Origin of the sequence: Nocardiopsis sp. CC223A (genome assembly GCF_030766825.1) — a bacterium.
Taxonomy (GTDB): domain Bacteria; phylum Actinomycetota; class Actinomycetes; order Streptosporangiales; family Streptosporangiaceae; genus Nocardiopsis.
On the sequence record NZ_JASFDV010000032.1, the window covers coordinates 18,213 to 33,201 of the forward strand.

Here is a 14,989-nt window from a genome sequence, read left to right on the forward strand (position 1 = left end):
CTGCCGCCAAAAACGAGCGTTCGGCAATCGCCTTTCCTCCACGGAACGCCGCCACCCGGGTTACCCTGCTGATCAGGCAGGCCGTGCCACCCCCGAGTCGGTGTTCGTTCGGACCCCCGACCGAACGCCACCAGCGGACGGACCGAACGAAAGAGCGTGCCCGTGCCCGCACCCCAGGACCCCCGGGAAGTACTCGCCACGGAGTTCAGGAAGCTCATCGGCGACACGAACGCCTCCCAGGCTCAGATCGCCGAGCGTATGGGCTTGAGCAAGTCCACCCTCCACGGGTGGCAGCATAAGAGCGTCCCCAGCATCGAGCACCGGGACACGTTCTTGGACACGGTCGTGCACTGCTACGAACTGGCGGGGCGGCTGGACGGGGACGATCGGGAGCGTATACGCCTGTCTTGGGGGCGCCTGCTCGATGCGGCACGTGACCGCGGCGGAGCCGAACGGCGGAACGGCCCTGCTCCCAGCCACCCTCCCGTCGCCTCTTATCTGAGGGAACCAGGGACCGGACGCCTGGTGCGGGCGTCGCCCTCGGACACCCTGCGCCGGGTACGGCACCGGTCTGATCTGGCCGTGGACGAGGCTGGCCGGGTGCCGCGGGCGCACATGCTCGACAGGGAGGCCGTCAGCGGGGAGTTCGCTGCGGGTTTGTACGTGCGCCGCGACATCGAGGACGACGTGCTGCGGTCTATGGAGTCCGGGCAGGTGCCCGCCCAGCTGATCGTCGGTGAGCCCGGAGTCGGCAAGACCAGTCTGCTGTGGGGCCTCGCCCACCGGCTCATGGAACGGGGGGATCGCGCGGTCTTCTGGATTAAGGCGGCGTGGCTCACCGATAGGGGTGATGAGGGACGGAGTCCGGAGTCGGAGATCCTGGCTGCAGTGGAGGAGCTCCTTGGCCAGGGGACGCAAGAGGCGACGGTCCTCGTAGACACCGCCGACCTGATCGCCTCGGACGAGCACGCGCAAGTGGCCCTGCGTACCCTGCTGGAACGGTCGGGGGAGCTCGGGGTTCCGGTCGTGGTCACCTCACGTCCCGCCGAAGCCGAGCGGATCAGGGGGAAGGCGAACAATGCCGGAGTCGCCTGGGTGCGCAGGACGCTGGGCCCCTATTCGACTGCTCTTGGGTCGAACGGCGAGCCCGACGAGTTCCTGCGTGCAGTGCAAACCCACACCCACGCCTACTGCCGGTTCCACGAAGGATCGGAGCTGATCAGCGCCGAACTCAGGGACGCGGTCGCGCGAAGGCAGCCTTTGGAACAGCTGTGCCTGCGGCCTCTGACCCTACGCATGCTCTTCGAGGTGTACGCGCCGGGACGGGTCCCCGGGAACATCGATGTCACCGACCTGTACCAGGACTTCTGGGACAGCCGGGTGCGGACCGACCGCAGGGTGTGGGTTCCGGGCTGTGGGACCGGCGGCCAGGACGACGACTTGTCCGAGACTGTACGACTGGTGGCGATGGCCATGCTGCGCCGGGGGCTGCCAGAGGTGCGCGAGCACGCCCTCCGGGCCGAAGCCGGTATGGAGTGGGGGCTGTTGCGTGCCGACCTGGATGAGTTGTGCCGCCGCGGGGTCGGAGAGTGGAGCGCGGGTGTTTTCCGTTTCTTCCACCAGACTTTCTTCGAGTTCGCTGCCGCGCAGGCGCTGCTGGCCGGGTTCGGTGAGCGTGCTCTGGAGGTACTGGGTGAGCGCTGCTGGGCGTATCCGGGGGACTTCGTTCGCATCACCGTGTTCGAACAGACCTGGCTGTGTGCCTGGCGGCGGGAGGAGACCGCCGGGTCCGCGTTCGATCTGGCGGAGCGATCGTTGCGGATGATGGCCGGTGAGGCGGACACGGGGGAGATCCCCTACGCACTGAGACAGGTGGTACTGCGGGTGCTTTTCCAGGCGCCCCGACTGTCCGCGGGCCTGTACCCGCTGATCGAACGTGTGGTCGCGGCGGAGCAGTTGCCCGTCCTGCGCGACGCCCTCGGGCTGTTGCCTCCGCCCAACCGCACGTTGGAAGCTAGGGATGTCGGGGTACTCGCCCGCTGTGTGGACAGGGACGACGCCGCGTGGGCCACGGTCGTCGGTGTGCTGTCCCGCTCCGCTTACTGGGATGCGTCCCTGACGTTGCGGGCCGTGCTCAGGGTCGGCCTGGTCGACCGCCTTCTGACGGAGGAGGTATCTGTCCTCGCTGCCCGGCTGGAGCTGCCGACCCTCCTGGTGCGGCTGTCATCGGAGGACACCGCGGCTCTGGAGGAGGTGATCCGGTCGAGCAGGCCCGCCCTGGCCGAACGCAAGAGCAGCCATCTGGCCAACGTCCTGCAGATCGCAGCGGAGGAGGCCACCGCGCAGCCGGACGTCCTGGCGGAGTGGGCTGATCGATTCGCCGGGTTCTCCTGGGGGCCGACCACACAAGGGCCGTTGCGTCCCCTGGCCGCCATCCACAGGCAACGGGTCATCGCGCACGCCGCCTCCCACGGATGGGACACCGCCCTGGAGGAGCTGAAGAACCTGGTCCGGGAGATAGCGCAGGCCGGGAAGAATCCGGGATTCCCGATGGCTGGCCGATTGGGAGGGCTACTGCTCGCCTTCGGCGAGTCCGCACCGAAGGAGTACGGGTCGCGTGTGGCCGACATCCTGGCCTCGACGGACGACCCGAAGGTGATCGCCGAAGCCGGACGCGGCTGGCTCATCCCCCTGATGCGCGCTGAAGGGTGCTCCATCCGTTCCGAAGCGGTGGAGCGGTGGCTCGTTCCCGGACTGCGCGGGGCAGGTATCGACAGTGAGGACCGGAGGCGCCCAAGCGGCCCCGAACGGTGGGCTGAGGCCCTACTCAAGACCCTCGCTCACCCGGACACACCCGGGCGTGTGGCGGGAGACATTGCGGCCGAGGTCTTCGCGCGCTCTGAGTCACTGACCGGGTGGGAGGCGTGGCTGGACCCGGAAGGACTCTTACGCCTGTTGCTGCGAGGGGTCCTCGTGGAGGTGCCCGAGGCGTGCGAGGCGCTGGAAAAGGCCGCAGACTCGGATTATCCACTTCCGGGCAGGGGAAGCAAGATCCTGGCAACCGAGCTACGCACGATCCACACCGACCCGGAGGAGAACGACCTACGGGTCCGGTTGGCGCTCCGCAGGGGCGACCACCACTGTGTACTGGTCCGGGCCGGGGACCTGCCCGGCAGTTGGCACCTGCTTGCCCCGCACGCTGTATCTCTCGAAGAGCGCATTCGGGAGGGGCTCGACGGCCTCCAATCGAACACCCAGAGCCAAGCGGCACGCCTCTACGACGCACTGGTGGAGAACGAGGTTCTGCCGCTACCCGAGTGGGGGGACCTTTCTCGCTGGCTCGAAACCTCCCGCGCGGCGGGCTGCACCGCCTCCCTGCTGCGAATAGCCCACCTGGGACTCATGCTCAGGAAGTACCCCTACCAGCGGGTGCGCGAGGTCCTGGCCGCTGGCCTCCGCACGGACGGGCAGGGAGCACTTCTACGGCAGGCTGATGTGACGTGGGCGCGTCGCCTGCTCGTCTCGGCCGACGCCGCGTGGGGCGGCGAGGGTATCCTCCCGGCGCTGTGGGAGAGCGCGTTCTTCCTCCCGGTCGACAGCACTGCCCTGACCTACACCGCCAACTTCATCCAGCCCGCGCACCGCAGGGCACCCGGGCCAGGGGCGGCGGCACGTCGCGACTATCTCATCGAGTTCGGTACGCGCCTGGAGTCGGAGCAGGTACCGGACAAGCCCTGTCGGGACGTCTCTGCCCGCCTACGGGGCACCGTGGGGCGGGCGATGGCCATGTTCGGGAAGGAAGACATCGAGATGGTCCTCGACGCGGTGCCGCGCATGCACCGGCGGTTCGCGGCGGTTGTGGCCCAGCAGTCGGATGCGGCGGCCCACCCGGGGATCCGAGGGCGGTTGGAGGAACTGCTCTTGTCTGGGGAACTGCCCGATGTGGTGGCGAGAGCACTACGGGAGACTTTGAAGCAGGCGGATCAGGAACCTGGGGCGGACCGGTGGTGGGACCTGGCTCTGCCGAGGTGAGGGCGGTCGGTCACGCCAACGGGTCAGGACCGGGAATTGTTTCGCGCTGAGTCTGATGGAGGCTGTGGTGTGTGAGGTGTCCCCGAGGTTTCTGGACAGGGTGTTCAGGTTGGCTTCGTGGAAGAACCGCACTCACAGAACGGCATCTGAATCAGCATGGGCGAATGGACACCTGTCAACCGGCTCCGTTCAGAACAGGGTTTCCTGTTCCTGGCGCTCGGGGGGCACCCCTTTCCCAGCAGCGGAGCGCAACGCCGACCAGGACGTGATCCCACCCCGGTCGGTCAGCTCCCACAAGAGGAGGGCTGCGGCCACGGCATCCCACAGCGCGCGGTGCGGTCGCCCTCCGGGAACCAGCTTGTCGACGCGGTCGCGTAGCTCGAAGCGGCCCAGCAGGGCACCGAGGTTTTTCGGTCCGGGCACGTTCAGGGCCCGTGCCAGGCGCAGGGTGTCGATCAGCCCAGCCGGAGCCACTCGGGGGTGTCGCAGGCGGAGAAGTTTGTCGTCGACGCCGATGTTGTGGCCCACCAGGTAGCGGCCCTCCACCCGGGTCACCAGGGCGTTGTCGATCTGCTCAGGTCGGGGCGCGTCCTTGAGAGTGTCGTCGTTCAGGCCTGTGCTGATCCAGGGGCGGCGAGGGACCGGCCGGCCGGGGTTGATGAGGGTGTCGTAGGCGGTGGCCATGTCGGGGGACCCGTCGACCAGCCGGACCAGGGCGATCTCCAGGATGGCCTCCTGATCGCGGTCCTGGGAGCCGGTGCCCTCCAGGTCCAGCGCGACCAGCGGCATCCTCGTCCACGCCTGGTCGGTCATGACGGGTCCCCTCCCCGTGTCAGTCGTCCTGGTGTCGGGCGGCCGCCGCCAGCCGCTGCCGGGCCTGGTCGAGCTGGCGCTGTTCGTCCGTGCTCAGGGTGTACCCGGCCAGGGTGCGCCCGTGTGCGCGGTGCAGGTGCGGGTGGTCGACCTCCCACACCTGGAACCGCAGCCGGTGTTGCAGAGCGTAGCGTCGCTGCTCGCCGAGGGCGTGGGTGAGCACGTGCCCGCCCTCGACCAGGAACGGGGCGTCGGTGTCGTAGCCGAAGGAGTCCAGCGCGGCCCGGAACTCGTCCTGGGTCGGTGGGTGGTGGTCGTCGGCGCAGATCTTGCGCTGGGCGGCGGGGCAGATGTCGCACAGCTCCGGGACACCCCAGTGGCCGTTGTAGTCGGGCACCTGGTGGGCGTAGGTGACCCCGCAGCTCGTTTTGCGGAACAGCGGCACCTTGGTGCCGTGCTCGCGCCAGGCCCGGACGACCTTCGCGTCCAGCTCCTCGGGCAGCACCTTGCGGCGCTGGTAGTCGGTCGCGTAGGGCACCTGCACACCGAGGTCGCGCAGGTAGGTGGCGTTCTCCTGCTTGTGGTAGTAGCCGGTGAACACCAGGGCGTCGACCTGGGCGCGGTCGGCGAGGTCGAGCACGCTGCGCATCGTGTCGGGGTCGTCGTTCCACCCGGGGGTGATGGGCCGCCAGTACAGGATGACCTTCGTGCGGCGGCGGTGCGCGGCGGCGGTTTCGATCGACCTCACCGTGGCCTGGGACTTCGCGATCGGCTCCACCCGGGAGTCGGTGATGCCGGAGTAGGTGAACAGCAGCGTCACCCGCACGTTGGCCAGGGCCTCGAACCGTTCCATGTCGGCTCGGGTGACGTGGAAGCGGGTGATGATCAGCACCAGGTTGCGCAGGCCCCGCCGGTCCAGCTCCTCCAAGACCGCGAAGGTGTGCGGCTTGACGCCGGGCAGCATGGGGTCGGTGGCCTTGTTGAAGAGCTGGATCGGGGTGGTGTGCGGGGCGAACGCCTCGTGGCCGACTAGCATCTCCACCGCCTCTGCGGTGGTGACCAGCAGTTGAGGGGTCTTGTTGTCGAAGTCGCCCCAGAAGTGGCGGACGCAGTACCCGCAGTCCAGCGGGCAGCCGATGACGTGGTTCAACGACAGCCCGCTCTTGCGGTTGGTGATGATCTGGCCCATGTACGGGTCCAGCCCGGCCTGCTGCTCGGCGGGCATCACGGCCAGGGAACGGGAGCCGATGGGGATCGACGCCCCGTCGGTCAGCATGGTCTCGGTCATGGGGACAACTCCTCGGATCGGGGGGTGGAGGTGAGCAGATGCGCGAATGCCGGGCCGAACCACACACCGAACTCACGCTCGGTACCGGCCGGGTCGTCGCTGGTGTGGATGAGGTTGTCGATGAACCGGCCCTCGGCACGGGCGTACGTTGTGGAGTCGGTGCCGTAGCGGCCCCGGATGGTGTCCGGGGCGGCCTGGGCTGGGTCGTAGTGGCCCAGCAGGGCCCGGACCCGCTGCGGGGTGTCGTCGGTGGGACCGTGGAACAGGGCGACCGTCACCCGTTGGCCGACCCAGTTGCGGCGCAGCTCGTCGGCCACGTCGAACGGGAACCGGTCGTCGAGGGCGAGCATGTCGGCGTAGTGGCTGCGGATCTGCTCCTCGGTCACGACCACGGTGCGGCGGTGCACCGGGTGGGAGTGGGCAGCGATGTGGTCCAGGACGGTGTCGACCAGGCCGCGGCGGGTGGCGTCCGGTTTGCACAGCGCCACCGTCCACCGCCCCCACCCGCCACCGGGGACGAGCGCGGTCACGCCGCGACCTGCGCGGGCATGCGGTTCTTCCACCGGCGGGCGATCAGCCACCGGTAGGCCGGGTCCAGTACCTCCAGGTGGTCGGCGCCGACCGGGGCGTCGGTGTGCTTGATCTGCCGGTACACCTCGAACAGCAACACGATCTGCTGCCAGTACGCGGGCAGTGGCAGCGCGGCCACCTGGGCGGGGGTGTAGCCGGTGCGGTCGGTGCGCAGCGCCTCCTCGTACTCCAGGACCTGCGCGATGACGGCCATGGAGGTGTCGGCACCCATGACCGCCAGGGGCAGCCCGGGTCGGACGTAGCCGGGGGTGCGGGGTTCGTTGAGCAGGCGGCGCACGGTCTTGGCGTCGCGGTCGTTGACGTGCATGGACCCGACGTGGTGGGTGTAGTGGCCCAGCTCGACGCCGAGTTCGCGGGCGGCCACCTCCTGGAGGAAGGTGAACGCGAACACGTCGCTCACCATGCCCATGTAGGCGTCGTTGCCGCGCATGTAGCAGGTCAGGTGCAACCGGCCCTGCCGCAGCAGGAACTGGGCGGCCAGGGTGCAGGACACGTCCGGGTTGTCGGGCACCGCGAGTTCTTCGGCCCGGTAGATGGCCAGGACCGCGCGTTTGGTGTCGGGGTCGGCGCGCAGCAGCTCCAGCACCCGAGCCCACGGGGTGACCCCCTCCCGGTCGGGGGTGAACAACTTGGTGCCGTACGCGGTCCCGGTGAGGACCTTGCCGTCGGCGGAGTAGGCGCCCATGCCGGGCGCGTAGTAGCCGATCATGTCGAGGTCCTCGCGCCCGGCCGCGTACCACAGGGCCTCGGCGATGTTGTAGACGACGTTGACCGCTCGCCGCTCCAGGAACGGCAGCCGCTGGCGGGGGTCGGTGAGCCGAAAGCTGGTGTTGGTGATCTCGGCGGAGTCGTTGCCGCGCGAGGAGGTGCGGTACTCCGGGGCGGTGGTGATCGCCTCCAGGATGGCCAGGTAGGCGTTGTGGAAGGACTCGAAGGTCGCAGGTGTGAGAAGGGCAGGAGGCATGGCGTTTCTCCACGTAGAGGTGATGGAACGAAGGTGAGGGGCCGGGTCGTGGTACGGCTCGGCGGCCGGGCACGGGCTGTTGGGCTCGTCGGAGGTCACCGTGCCGGTGCCTGCGTTGCCGTCGGTGGGTCGCTGTCGGGGTGACCGGTTGGGGCCATCGACTGCCGTGCAGCGTCGCGCAGTGCGCGTTCGCGGTCGTGGTCGCCGCGCATCCGGGCGAGATCTGCCAGGCTCGTGAGCAGGCCCGCCTGCTCGTGGACCGCTCTATCCGTGCGGGCCTGGTGCAGTGTCTGCTGCGCCAGCATCTCCAGCGCCCGTACGGTGACGGGCTCCGGGGGCGTGAGGGTCAGCATCCGGAGCAGGCCCTGCACCGTCCGGGTGGCCTGGTAGGTGTCCGGGGATCCCAAACCCAAGAGGGTACGGTGGGCGTCGACGGAGTCGGTGACGGCTTCTGCCGTGCGGCCCATCCGAGCCCGGTTCTCGGCGCGTTTGCGGAGGGTGAGCGCGGCTCCGCGGCCCCGTCCGATCGCCAGGTGCCCCGCCAGCGAGGCGCAGTACAGCTCCTCCGCACCGGCCAGGTCCCCGGTTGAGGTGGTCGGCCAGGGACTGCTCGGCCGAGCACACCCCCTCGGGGTGGTCTGCGGCCCGGTAGGTGTCCAGGGCGGCCTCCAGGTGCGCGCGCCGGTCGTCGGGGTCGGCGGTGATGACGGCGGCCCGCTGGTGCATCAGCGCGATGGCCACCTGGTCGCCGCAGGCCAGGGCGGCCTCCATACCGAGCCGGTACAGGACCGTGGCGGCCGCCCACGGTTTGCGGTGGTTGACGTAGGTGGCGATGTGCTCGGCGATGTACCAGAGCTCGACGCGCACTTCCTCGGCCAAGAGCCCGGCGAGGGCGACCACGTTGTCGAGCTCGTCATCGAGCCAGACCATCGCCGCACCCTTGGTGGAGAACCACACCTTCTCCTCGGCCTGCTGGGCCTGTTCGGCCTCCTCCAGTCCCTGTTCATCGGCGCGCCACCGCCATGTGTTGAGCGCGAGGTCGGCGGCGGCCACCCGGAGGCGGTAGAAACGAGCGACCCGGTCGATGGTCTGGGCACGGTCGGTATCGGCCAGGCGACGGCCCAGGGCCACGCGGACCGGCCCGGGCAGGGTGTAGCGGTGGTCCCCCAGGTCGGTGACGATCCGGGCGACGGTGAGGGTGCCCAGCACCGCCACGGCCTGTGCGGAGGGCATGTTCCATAAGGCGGCGGCCAGGTCCGCCGACAGGTGCGGTCCGGGGTGGGCGGCCAGTTGTGCGGCCGCTCGGACGGTGTCCTCGGGCAGCAGGTCCAGCGCGCGTTCGACGGTGTCGGGCATGGAGAGCGTCTCCGTGTCGTCGGGGTGGGCGAGGGCGAGCAGGCAGGCGTGCAACCCGGCCAGGAGGGGAGAACCGCCGGCGGCCGCAGCAGCGGCGTCCAGGGTCGCGCTCGGCAGGGGCCGGTCGACCAGGCGGGCGATGAGCCCGGAGACCGTGCCGGTGTCCAGCGGCGACAGCCGCACGAGGCGTCCACCGCGAGCCACGAGCCGTGTCCACCCGTGGGTCCCGATCACGACCCCGGCGCACCCGGCCCCCGCGGGGAGCAGGTCCTGGACCTCGTCGGCGCGGCCGGGGTCGGCGTTGTCGACCACCACCAGCAGACGGCGGTGATAGGTGAGGGTGCGCCACAGTTCCACCGCCTGTCCCGGGTCGCCGGGGAGGGCGTGTCCCAGGGCCGCGCACCACCTCCGGAGCGTGGTGTCGGAGGAAGTACGGGATAGATCCGTATAGACCGCGCCGTCGGGCCACCGGTCCGGGTGACGGTGCCACCAATCGACGACCAGCGCGGTCTTGCCGATCCCGGGCGCGCCCTCGATGGCGACCCAGCAGGTGCCGTGGCGGGTGTCCCAAGCCCGGTCGAGATGGGCACGCGCGTGTTCGCGGTCGACGAACAACTGGTGCGGCGGGAGCTGGCGGGGCGACAGTGGTGGTTGCGGACCAGGAGCGGCCGTCAGGTGCACGGACCCGTGCACATCGCGCAGCTGCACAACGATCGCGGAGCCCGTGACGTCGCTGATCTGGTTCAACTGCACGGCACCTCCCTGGTCTGCGCGGCGGCGGTCATCGGCGGGTCCTCGCATTTCAAAGAGGGTGGCCCCGCCCCATGAGGGAAGGGTGCGGGGCCACCGGATGGGCTCCTTCCCCGCTGAGGGGAGGACGGAGGAGCCCGCGGGGGTGGACAGGGTCAGCTACGGGTCGCCGGTATCGGTGGCGGTGCGGTACCGGAGGCAGGCAAGAGATCGGCCAGGTCGGCCGCGACCTGCGCCCAGGTACGGGAGGGCAAGAAGAGCTGCACGTCTATCCCGGCCCAGGCGGGTACGCGGCGCAGCCGGGTCGTGAGCTGGAGCAGGCTGTGGCTGGTGAGCCCGGTCTCGGCCCAGGTGGAGCCGGAATCGAGGCCGTCGGGCAGGTGGACCAGCCGGGCGACCTCGGCCGCCAGGTAGTCCGGCACCTGCCCGGGTTCGGGCAGGGGCACGGGTCCGTCGCGGTGCGCCGGGGCGGGGCGGCCGGTGTGGTCCCAGCCGGGCGGGATCACCAGGTGGGGGCGAGCACAGTGTGCGGGTCCGGTGGGAGTGACGCCGTGGGTGTACAGAGCTCCGATGCCGTGGGCGAGGCCGTCCGGGTGGGCGGTGATCGCGACCGTGGCGTGGTCGGGGAGGGTATGGGCGATGTGCTCCACCAGCAGTGCCTTGGGCCCGATCTCCACGAACACCACCGACTCCTCGCCCAGAACGGCGGCAGCGGTGTGCAGGGCGTCGGTGAACTGGACCGGGGAGCGCACCTGGTCGGCCCAGTAGGCGGGGCTCCACAGCCCGGCGGGGTCGGTCGGGTCGGTGGGGTCGGTGGTGGAGATGATCGGGACTTGCGCGGGATGGGGGACCAGCCCGGCCAGCACCCGGCGCAGCTCAGGGACGACCGGGTCGACAGCGGGCGAGTGCGCGGGGATGGCGTCCGGCACCCGCTTGCACCACACCCCCGAACCGGTGAGATCCGCCTGGAGGTGGTCCAGGTCGAGGACGGGTCCGGCGACGACCTGCACGCCGGGGGCGCTGTAGGAGGCGATCGTCACCCGGTCGGCGCAGGGGGCGGTGTGTTCCTCGACCCGGTCGACGGTGGCGCGGACGGCCAGCAGCCCACCGGTGCCGGTCAGGCCGCCGAGGAGCCGGGAGCGTTCGGCGAGCACACGGGCCGCGGTGTCCAGCGGCAGCACTGCGGCGGTGTGGGCGGCGGCGATCTCGCCCACGGAGTGGCCCAGCACCAGGTCCGGGTGGATCCCGCGCTCGGCCAGCAGGGCGGTGAGCCCGGCCTGAACGAGGAAGGTGCTGTGCTGGGCGTCGACGAACCCGGTGATCGGGTCTCCGGGCGCCCATACGTCGTAGCCGGTGCGCCGGGACAGCGCCGTCCGTGCCTCGGCCACCGCGGCGGCGAACACCGGAACCTGCATGAACTGAACCCCGGCGTCGGGGTGGTGGCCGCCGTGCCCGGTGTAGACGAAGACGACCCGGGGTCGGGGTGTCGGCGCTTGGCCGGGGCCGGTGACGTCGGGTGAGGGGGTCCCGTCCTGGAGGGCCCGCAGGCCCTGGACGAGGCCGCCGAGGTCGCGGGCCACGACCGCGGCTCGGCACCGGAGATGGAGGCCGCGGGCCAGTGCCGTGTCGGCGACGATCCCGACCGACCCCGCACCGGGCACCTGCTCGGCCAGGCGCTCAGCGGCGTGAGCCAGCGCTGCGGCGCTGTGCGCGGACACCATGACGGTCTCCGGCAGTGGCATCGGGTCCTCCGCCGCGGGTGGCTCGGTGGCCTGGGCCTGGGTGATGATCGCGTGGGCGTTGGCGCCGCCGAACCCGAACGAGGACACCCCGGCCACCCGCTGTCCTTTCCCTTCCTCTGCGCTGGCGGTGGGCCAGGGCTCCACTTGGACGGGTACCCGCACCTTGTTCTCCAGCCCGGAGCGCAGGCGGGTGTGGTGGGCGGTGGGCGGGAGCTGGCCGTGGTGGACGGCCAGGGCCGCCACCATCACCCCCAGGGCGCCGGCGGCGCCTTCCAGGTGGCCCAGCGTGCTCTTGACCGACCCCACCGGAACCGGCTCGTCTTGTCCCAGTGCTCGGGCGATGCCGTCGGCTTCGATGCGGTCCCCGGCCTTGGTGCCGGTGCCGTGGGCCTGCACCCACCCCACCCGCCCGGCACCGATTCCGGCATCGGCCAGTGCTCGGGTGATGGCGGTCGCCTGCCGGGAGGCGCGCGGCGCGAGCAGGTGCGGGGTGTGGCCGCCGTGGCCGAGCCCGGTCCCGGCCACGTGCGCCCACACCCGGTGGCCGCGCTCGGCCGCCACCCCTGCGCGGGCCAGCACGAGGACCACGGCCCCCTCAGAGCGCACGTACCCGTCGGCGGCCCGGTCGAAGGGCCTGCACCGGCCTTCGGGGGACAGCACCCCGGTCTCCACGAACGACGCGGTGATGGTCGGGGCGGTGAGGATGTTCGTCCCGGCGACCAGGGCGAGGTCGATCTCGCTGGAGCGCAGGTCACAGGCGGCGTAGTGCAGGGCGGTCAGCGAGGAGGAGCAGGCGGTGTCCAGGGTCAGGGAGGGACCGGCCAGATCCAGGTGGTGGGAGAGACGGTTGGCGAGGATCGCCATCCCCGCCCCGGATCCGGTGAACACCCCGGCCCGCCGCCCGTTGCCGAAGTTGACCGCGGTCTGGTCGATCGAGGCCGCTCCGACGTACACACCGGTGGCCGATCCGGCCAGCGAGGCCGGGGTGATCCCGGCGTCCGCGAGGGCCTCGTGAACAACCTCCAGCAGCCAGCCCTGCTGGGGGTCCATCTCTGCGGCCTCGTCGGCGGAGATCCCGAAGAAGTCGTGGTCGAAGCGGTGGTCGACGACCCCCGCCGGATAGGGGGCGGCGGGGACCTGGTCGGGGTGCAGGTGGGCGACCATGGTCTCCCACCGCTCCTGCGGGATGCGGGTGATGCGGTCCCGGCCGCCGAGCAGCGCCTTCCACAGCAGGCCCGGGGTGTCGATGTTCCCGGGCAGGCGGCAGCCCATACCGATGATCGCGACCGGTTCCCGCGACGGCGAGGCGGTGGGGGCGGTCATCGGGTCCTCACCCGCCACAGCGCCACCGACCCGCGCACCGACAGCTCGACGATCTCGAACCGGTCGGACAGCACCGTCACCAGGTCGGTGAGGGAATCGCCGGTGTTGGCGAACACACCCCGCCGGTTGAGCAGCCCCAGGCCGACCCGCCCCAGCGGGCTGTGCCCCACCCCATGAGCCAGAACGGTGTAGCCGAGGAACTCGCCCTGACCGTCCTTCTTCAGAACCTCGTGGATGTGGTCGAACACCGGCGTTTTGGCGGTGATGGTCTGCCCGCGCAGGCAGTGCAGGACCATGCCCAGGACGACCAGGTCGACGCTGGAGGAGGGCAGGGGGAGCGGGTCCAGGGCGTCGCCGGTGTGCAGGGCGGGCCGGTGCCGGGCCAGGCGGGTCGCGGCGGCGGTCAGCGATCCGGTGTAGCGGTCCAGCAGGTGGAGCCGCAGGTTCCCGGGGGCGAACCGGTCCAGGAAGAAGCCCGAGCCGGGGCCGATGTCCAGCACGGTCGTGCCGGGGCGCAGGGCGTGCCGGTACAGGCGGGCCGGATACTTCCACCGGCAGCCCCACAGCAGCGGGTAGGTGCCGTGGACGACGAGGAGGTCGTAGAGCCTGGTCATCTTCGTCTGCGACCACAGGTCCGGGTGGAACGTGATGTCGAGGGCGGGAGGGGCGGGGACGGTAGTTGACATGGCGGTGCTCCAAAAAAAGGGGGGCGGGGAGCGGGCAAGGCGTGTGACCGGTAAGGGGTTCAGCTTCGCCCGGCGGTTGCGGTGACCTGGGCGAGGAAGGCATGGGCGGCGTCGGGGTCGTAGAGCCATGCGGCGTAGCGGCGGGGGTCGTCCAGATCGCCGATGAACCGGTCCGCCACCGGCTGGTGCGCGACCGCCGCGCCGAGCACCTGGGCGAGATGGGCGGGGGCGTCGGGAGACCAGATCTGGTCCAGGACCTGGCTGAGTCCTGCCGCCGCTCGTCCCATCCCGGCGAAGGGGAACTCCTTGGTCGGTGCGCCCTCCCAGAACCCGGCGAAGGTCTCCTCCATCCACGCCTTGGTGAATTCGGCGGTGCTATGGGCGAGGATCCGGGACAGGTAGTGGTTGGCGCTTGCCATCGACACGTTCGCCGCCTGCGCGGCGATGGGATCGTCAGTGGACACCACGGCGTCGGCCATGCCGAGCACGAGCCCGCCCGAGGGGAGGGTCCCAACGGGGTTGCGAGCGTGCGGGGCATAGACGTGCAGGTTCGCGTCCTCCTCCTCCAGCAGAGAGGCGTTGCCGAGCCGTTCGTTCAGGTGCGGAGTGTGCTCGCACAGCAGGTCCCGCATGAGACCCCACTGCTCCTGTGGGGAAGGTCGGTCAGGCCAGCGGTCCATGGGGCCGCCCGGGGCGCCGACGATCTGGAGAACGTGTTGAGGACCGTTGTCGATGAGAACGGGAGAGAGGATGGCGCGCACCTGCGGGGTGGAGGCCACCACGGCGTAGTCGCACAGAACCGGTTCAGGCATGTGGCCGGGCAGTGACCCAGGTGCGCCTTGTACCGGTAGCCACCGGGTGTGGGAACCCTCGGAAACCCCCTGGATGATGGCCTGGGCCACGGTCCGGCGCGAGTCCACGATGTGGTCGGGGGCACCCTGATCGAGGAGCTGGCCCAGTTCGCCGTGCCCGGTGGCGAGGACGATCAGGTCGAACATGCGGGAGAAGTAGTCCAGGTCGGTGACGGTCACCCCGTGGATGACCACCTTGCCGCCGACCTTGATCGTGTTGCCTTGGGCGTCGACCTTCTCCTTGACGTCCTCGAAGGATTCAAGCCAGTCGGCGATCTTCACCCGGCGGTCCACGGACACCCCGTAGGTGGAGAACGCCGATTCCACCATGGCTGGCGCGGCGCCGGGCGGGCTCAAGATCAGCTCCACTCCGGTGATCCTGGGGGCGACCTCCTCCCACATCGCCAACCCCAGGGCCTGCTCGTGCGCCATGGCCGAGGGCAGCGTGAACTGGGTGATCGAGGGGCGGGCGTTGCGGATCTCGGTGCTGCTGTTTCCCGTGATGACCGTGACGTCATAGCCGTGGGCGCGCAGCCCGTGGGCGAGATGAAGACCGGAGGTCCCGGCACCGACGATCAGGATCTTGCGCATGG

Annotated in this window: 9 protein-coding genes; 1 reads left to right on the top strand and 8 read right to left on the bottom strand. The window is 70.5% G+C overall.

Translation table 11 applies throughout. From position 1 onward, the window contains the following. Positions 1 to 162: 162 nt before the first annotated feature. Positions 163 to 4,032 carry an NACHT domain-containing NTPase gene (locus QJS33_RS14970; protein WP_306368577.1) on the top strand — a complete coding sequence of 1,290 codons (3,870 nt, stop codon included), beginning with the start codon at positions 163 to 165 and terminating at the stop codon, positions 4,030 to 4,032. 189 nt (positions 4,033 to 4,221) lie between these two features. Here QJS33_RS14970 and QJS33_RS14975 read toward each other — a convergent pair whose 3' ends face one another. The 8 genes from QJS33_RS14975 to QJS33_RS15010 all read right to left on the bottom strand — a co-directional run bounded on the left by QJS33_RS14975 (position 4,222) and on the right by QJS33_RS15010 (position 14,987). After that, positions 4,222 to 4,845, bottom strand: coding sequence for a 3'-5' exonuclease (locus QJS33_RS14975; RefSeq protein WP_306368578.1), 624 nt, complete (start codon positions 4,843 to 4,845; stop codon positions 4,222 to 4,224). A 19-nt stretch (positions 4,846 to 4,864) separates the two neighbouring features. Next, positions 4,865 to 6,133, bottom strand: a complete 1,269-nt coding sequence (locus tag QJS33_RS14980) for a radical SAM protein (RefSeq protein ID WP_306368579.1) — start codon at positions 6,131 to 6,133, stop codon at positions 4,865 to 4,867. Continuing rightward, on the bottom strand, positions 6,130 to 6,663 hold the full coding sequence (locus QJS33_RS14985) for a nucleoside-diphosphate kinase (protein ID WP_306368580.1): 534 nt from the start codon (positions 6,661 to 6,663) through the stop codon (positions 6,130 to 6,132). Before QJS33_RS14985 ends, QJS33_RS14980 begins: the two co-directional genes overlap by 4 nt. Next, on the bottom strand, positions 6,660 to 7,688 hold the full coding sequence (locus QJS33_RS14990; RefSeq protein ID WP_306368581.1) for a thymidylate synthase: 1,029 nt from the start codon (positions 7,686 to 7,688) through the stop codon (positions 6,660 to 6,662). The genes QJS33_RS14985 and QJS33_RS14990 overlap by 4 nt, the downstream gene beginning before the upstream one ends. Positions 7,689 to 7,952: 264 nt before the next feature. Continuing rightward, positions 7,953 to 9,797, bottom strand: coding sequence for an ATP-binding protein (locus tag QJS33_RS14995; protein ID WP_306368582.1), 1,845 nt, complete (start codon positions 9,795 to 9,797; stop codon positions 7,953 to 7,955). A gap of 152 nt (positions 9,798 to 9,949) precedes the next feature. Beyond that, positions 9,950 to 12,859: a type I polyketide synthase gene (locus QJS33_RS15000; protein ID WP_306368583.1), complete on the bottom strand. Its 2,910-nt coding sequence runs from the start codon at positions 12,857 to 12,859 to the stop codon at positions 9,950 to 9,952. Then, on the bottom strand, positions 12,856 to 13,545 hold the full coding sequence (locus QJS33_RS15005) for a class I SAM-dependent methyltransferase (RefSeq protein WP_306368584.1): 690 nt from the start codon (positions 13,543 to 13,545) through the stop codon (positions 12,856 to 12,858). The genes QJS33_RS15000 and QJS33_RS15005 overlap by 4 nt, the downstream gene beginning before the upstream one ends. Positions 13,546 to 13,604: 59 nt before the next feature. Then, positions 13,605 to 14,987: a styrene monooxygenase/indole monooxygenase family protein gene (locus tag QJS33_RS15010; protein ID WP_306368585.1), complete on the bottom strand. Its 1,383-nt coding sequence runs from the start codon at positions 14,985 to 14,987 to the stop codon at positions 13,605 to 13,607. Between the last annotated feature and the right edge of the window lie 2 nt (positions 14,988 to 14,989).

Excerpts from the sequence above, each read along its gene's own strand:
- QJS33_RS14975 (WP_306368578.1), bottom strand. The coding sequence starts at position 4,845 with ATGACCGACCAGGCGTGGACGAGGATGCCGCTGGTCGCGCTGGACCTG.
- QJS33_RS14980 (WP_306368579.1), bottom strand. The coding sequence starts at position 6,133 with ATGACCGAGACCATGCTGACCGACGGGGCGTCGATCCCCATCGGCTCC.
- QJS33_RS14990 (WP_306368581.1), bottom strand. The coding sequence starts at position 7,688 with ATGCCTCCTGCCCTTCTCACACCTGCGACCTTCGAGTCCTTCCACAAC.
- QJS33_RS15000 (WP_306368583.1), bottom strand. The coding sequence starts at position 12,859 with ATGACCGCCCCCACCGCCTCGCCGTCGCGGGAACCGGTCGCGATCATC.
- QJS33_RS15005 (WP_306368584.1), bottom strand. The coding sequence starts at position 13,545 with ATGTCAACTACCGTCCCCGCCCCTCCCGCCCTCGACATCACGTTCCAC.
- QJS33_RS15010 (WP_306368585.1), bottom strand. The coding sequence starts at position 14,987 with ATGCGCAAGATCCTGATCGTCGGTGCCGGGACCTCCGGTCTTCATCTC.